Below are 4,290 nucleotides of genomic sequence, written 5' to 3' on the forward strand. Positions count from 1 at the left end.
GCCGTCACCAGGGTGACGGCCGCCCGCGCTCACGCCTCGCGCCGCACTCCGCGTGCCAGCTCCCCGGCCAGCTCCCGTACGGCGGCCAGGCCGCTCGCGTCGTCGGGCGCGTCGAGCATCGCCTTCACGAACGCCGAGCCGACGATCACGCCGTCGGCGAACCCGGCCACCTCGGCGGCCTGCTTCGCGTCCGAGACGCCGAGGCCGACGCAGACCGGCAGCTCGGTGGTGGCCCGGGTGCGCCGCACCAGGTCGGCCGCCTGGGCGCCGACCGACGCCCGGGTGCCGGTGACGCCCATCAGGGAGGCGGCGTAGACGAAGCCGGAACCGGCCGCGGTGATGGTCGCAAGCCGCTCGTCCTTGCTGCTGGGCGCGACGACGAAGACGGTCGCGAGCCCGTGCTTCTCCGCGTGCTCGCGCCACAGCGCGGACTCCTGCACCGGCAGGTCGGGCAGGATGCAGCCCGCGCCGCCCGCCTCGGCCAGCTCGGCGGTGAACCGCTCGACGCCGTAGCGGTCGATCGGGTTCCAGTACGTCATGACCAGGATCGGCTTGCCGGTCGCCTCGTGCGCCTCGCGCACGGTCCGCATCACGTCGGCGATCCGGACGCCGCCCTTCAGGGCGATGTCGTCGGCGGTCTGGATGACCGGGCCGTCCAGCACCGGGTCGCTGTGCGGCAGGCCGACCTCGACGACGTCGGCACCGCCCTCGCAGACGGCCTTCACCGCGGCGATGCCGCCGTCGACGGTCGGGAACCCGGCCGGCAGGTAGGCGATCAGCGCGGCCCGGCCCTCGGCCTTCGCCGCGGCCAGCGTGTTGCTCAACAGCTGCGTGTTCCCGCTCACTTGACGTCCCTCTCGACCTCGGCGACGGCCACGTCCGCGGCGGCGTCCACGTCTGCGGTGTTGTCGTACAGCCCGAAGTACCGGGCCGCGGTGTCCATGTCCTTGTCGCCCCGGCCGGACAGGTTGACCACGATCAGCCCGTCCGGGCCCAGCTCGCGGCCGAGGTCGAGCGCGCCGGCGAGGGCGTGCGCGGACTCGATGGCCGGGATGATGCCTTCGGTGCGCGAGAGCAGCCGCAGGGCCTCCATGGCCGCGGCGTCGGTGACCGCGCGGTACTCGCCGCGCCCGATGTCCTTGAGGTGGGCGTGCTCCGGGCCGACGCCCGGGTAGTCCAGGCCCGCCGAGATCGAGTAGGGCTCGGTGATCTGGCCCTCGTCGTCCTGGAGGACGTAGGACCGGGAGCCGTGCAGGATGCCGGCCTCGCCGACGGTCAGGGTCGCGGCGTGCTCGCCGGTCTCCACGCCGTGCCCGGCGGGCTCGCAGCCGACCAGCCGGACGGAGGCGTCGGGGATGAACGCGTGGAACAGGCCGATCGCGTTGGAGCCGCCGCCGACGCAGGCGACGGCCGCGTCGGGCAGCCGCCCGGCGCGCTCCAGGAGCTGGCGGCGGGCCTCGACGCCGATCACCCGGTGGAAGTCGCGGACCATCGCGGGGAACGGGTGCGGTCCGGCGACGGTGCCGAAGAGGTAGTGGGTGCGGTCCACGTTGGCGACCCAGTCGCGGAACGCCTCGTTGATCGCGTCCTTGAGGGTGCGCGAGCCGGACTTCACGGCGACGACCTCGGCGCCGAGCATCCGCATCCGGGCGACGTTGAGCGCCTGGCGCTCGGTGTCGACCTCGCCCATGTAGATGGTGCACTCCAGGCCGAACAGCGCGCAGGCGGTCGCGGTGGCGACGCCGTGCTGGCCGGCGCCGGTCTCGGCGATGACCCGCGTCTTGCCCATCCGCTTGGTGAGGAGGGCCTGCCCGAGCACGTTGTTGATCTTGTGCGAGCCGGTGTGGTTGAGGTCCTCGCGCTTGAGGAACATCCGCACGCCGCCGGCGTGCTCGGCGAACCGGGGCACCTCGGTGAGCGCGCTGGGCCGGCCGGTGTAGTTGACCAGCAGGTCCTCCAGCTCCGCGGCGAAGGCGGGGTCGGACCTGGCCTTGTCGTACTCGACGGCGACCTCGTCCACCGCGGCGACCAGCGCCTCGGGGATGAACTTGCCGCCGAAGTCGCCGAAGTAGCCCTCGGCGGAGGGGGTCGGACCGCTGAGGTCCGGAACGAAGAAGTCGCTCGTCATCGCGACATGCTCCTTGTCGGGGCGTGCGCCCCAGAGATCGGGCACGGGAAGGGGGCTGGACGGCCGGGGAGCTGCGCTGCACCGCACGGGCGCGGGCCGCCGCGGCGGGGGCCGGGCGGTCGGGTGGACCGGTCGCGTCCGGCCCGCGGCGGCGGGCGGTGTGCGTGCGGAGCGGGCCGCGCCGTCGCGGGCCCCGGAGCCGCCGGTTCCGCGCGCGGACGCGCGGGGGCGGTGCGGGGACGGGCGGGTCCGCGGATCCGGCCACCGGCCCGAAGGGCTAGCGGCGGGCGGACGCGCCCTGACGGCTGCGCGCGGCGCGCAGCCTTCGCCATCGCATCCCGTTGACCTGACCGGGCTCGGAGCCGATCACGTACCGCACCCGCCGCCCGTGCACCCGGCGCGCCGGAGCCCGGCAGCCGCGGGGGCGGCAGCCGGGGGCGAGGACCTGCCCGGCAGATCTTGCCCGCGGTCGCGACGCCTGGCACGCCGATCTGCGGCGTTGTCGTCGGTCGACGACGCTCCGCGTCGCTTCCCTCCTCCGCCTTGCATCTCGACGCACCAGACCCCGCTCAGCCCGACGCCGGAGGCAAGGTCCGCCGAACGCGGGCCAGATCTGCCGGGCAGGTCCTCGGGCGGCGATGGGCATGGTCGGGTCCTCAGCCCCGTCCGTGGCGCAGGGCCGGGTGGGCGCCGGCGGCGACCAGGTCGGAGACGGCGACCCGCGGGTCCTTGCCGGTCACCAGCGACTCGCCGACCAGGACCGCGTCGGCGCCCGCGTTGGCGTACGCGATGAGGTCGTGGGGGCCGCGGATGCCGGACTCGGCGACCTTGACGATGTGGTCGGGGATCTCCGGGGCGACCCGCTCGAAGGTGGTGCGGTCGACCTTGAGGTCCTTGAGGTTGCGCGCGTTGACGCCGATGATCCTCGCGCCGGCGTCGACGGCCCGCTCGACCTCCTCCTCGTCGTGCACCTCGACCAGCGGCGTCAGGCCGATGGACTGGGCGCGCTCGATCAGCGAGACGAGGGCGTCCTGCTCGAGGGCGGCGACGATCAGGAGCGCGAGGTCGGCGCCGTAGGCGCGGGCCTCCCACAGCTGGTAGGAGGTGACGATGAAGTCCTTGCGGAGCAGCGGCGTGTCGACCTTGGCGCGGACGGCCTCGAGGTCGGCGAGCGAGCCGCCGAAGCGGCGCTGCTCGGTCAGGACGGAGATGACGGCGGCGCCGCCCGCCTCGTAGTCGGCGGCGAGTCCGGCCGGGTCGGCGATCGCGGCGAGCGCGCCCTTGGACGGGCTGGACCGCTTTACCTCGCAGATCACGGTGACGCGGTCGGTCTTGAGCGCCGCGACGCCGTCCTTGGCCTGGGGCGCCTTCGCGGCGCGCTCCTTGAGCTCGTCGAGGCTGACGCGCGCCTGCCGCTCGGCCAGGTCGGCGCGTACCCCGTCGATGATCTCGTCGAGCACAGTCACGCGACAGGCCCCTTCCTGGTAATCGAAACGTCACAGTGATGGTATCCGGACCGGGCCCGCGCGACCGCATCCGGTGGCGTCCGGTCCCACGGGCTGGACATCCCCGCCGGTGGGGGCGGTCGGTCAGGGGCGCAGGAACGCGCCGAAGGGCAGGTTCCGCACCACGCTGAAGGCGAGGAGCAGCGTGCCGAGCAGCCACCATTGGACGGGCCTCGGAGTGGGGCGGGGGAACGGGGCGGCCTGCGCGCCCCGGGCGCTGCGGACGGCCCAGAGCACCCACAGCGCCCCGAACGCCAGGTAGCCGAGCACGGCGACCGCGTTCGCGCCGAGCGCGGTGGCGAGGTCGGCGTGCGCGAAGGCGTGGGCGCTGCGCAGCCCGCCGCAGCCCGGGCAGAGCACCCCGGTGAGCGTGTACAGCGGGCAGGGCGGGTAGTGGCCCGGCTCGTTGGGGTCGACGGCGCCGACGTAGGCGAAGGCGGCCGTGACGGTCCCGAGGACGGCGACGGGGAGGAGGAGCCGGCGGGCCGCGGAGGTGGGCCGCGCGTCGGTGGCCGGGGGCGTCGGTGCGCTCATCCGTTCATTCTCCCCCGGCCCGCGGACGACGGGGCCCCGGGACGCGCGGAAGGGCGGCGGGACGCGCGGGAAGGGCGGCGGGACGCGCGGGAAGGGCGGCGGGACGCGCGGGAAGGGCGCGAC

General features: G+C 74.9%; 5 protein-coding genes. All 5 read right to left on the minus strand.

Annotated elements, in window-relative coordinates:
* Positions 1 to 29: 29 nt before the first annotated feature.
* Entirely contained in the window at positions 30 to 845 is an 816-nt protein-coding gene (gene trpA, locus ACFWEG_RS28390; RefSeq protein WP_387220805.1) for a tryptophan synthase subunit alpha, read from the minus strand.
* Positions 842 to 2,128: a tryptophan synthase subunit beta gene (gene trpB, locus ACFWEG_RS28395; protein ID WP_387220806.1), complete on the minus strand. Its 1,287-nt coding sequence runs from the start codon at positions 2,126 to 2,128 to the stop codon at positions 842 to 844. The genes trpA and trpB overlap by 4 nt, the downstream gene beginning before the upstream one ends.
* Positions 2,129 to 2,405: 277 nt before the next feature.
* A complete protein-coding gene (trpM, locus tag ACFWEG_RS28400; protein WP_387220814.1) occupies positions 2,406 to 2,687 on the minus strand; it encodes a tryptophan biosynthesis modulator TrpM in 282 nt (93 codons plus the stop codon).
* 97 nt (positions 2,688 to 2,784) lie between these two features.
* Positions 2,785 to 3,594: an indole-3-glycerol phosphate synthase TrpC gene (trpC, locus tag ACFWEG_RS28405; RefSeq protein ID WP_387220809.1), complete on the minus strand. Its 810-nt coding sequence runs from the start codon at positions 3,592 to 3,594 to the stop codon at positions 2,785 to 2,787.
* 123 nt (positions 3,595 to 3,717) lie between these two features.
* Positions 3,718 to 4,167, minus strand: coding sequence for a DUF2752 domain-containing protein (locus ACFWEG_RS28410; RefSeq protein WP_387220812.1), 450 nt, complete (start codon positions 4,165 to 4,167; stop codon positions 3,718 to 3,720).
* Positions 4,168 to 4,290: the final 123 nt, after the last annotated feature.

Source organism: Streptomyces sp. NPDC060194 (assembly GCF_042728285.1).
In the GTDB taxonomy this organism is placed as follows: domain Bacteria; phylum Actinomycetota; class Actinomycetes; order Streptomycetales; family Streptomycetaceae; genus Streptomyces.

What these genes read in the sequence shown, in the direction of transcription:
- trpB (WP_387220806.1), bottom strand. Translation starts at nt 2,128, where the DNA reads ATGACGAGCGACTTCTTCGTTCCGGACCTCAGCGGTCCGACCCCCTCC.
- ACFWEG_RS28410 (WP_387220812.1), bottom strand. Translation starts at nt 4,167, where the DNA reads ATGAGCGCACCGACGCCCCCGGCCACCGACGCGCGGCCCACCTCCGCG.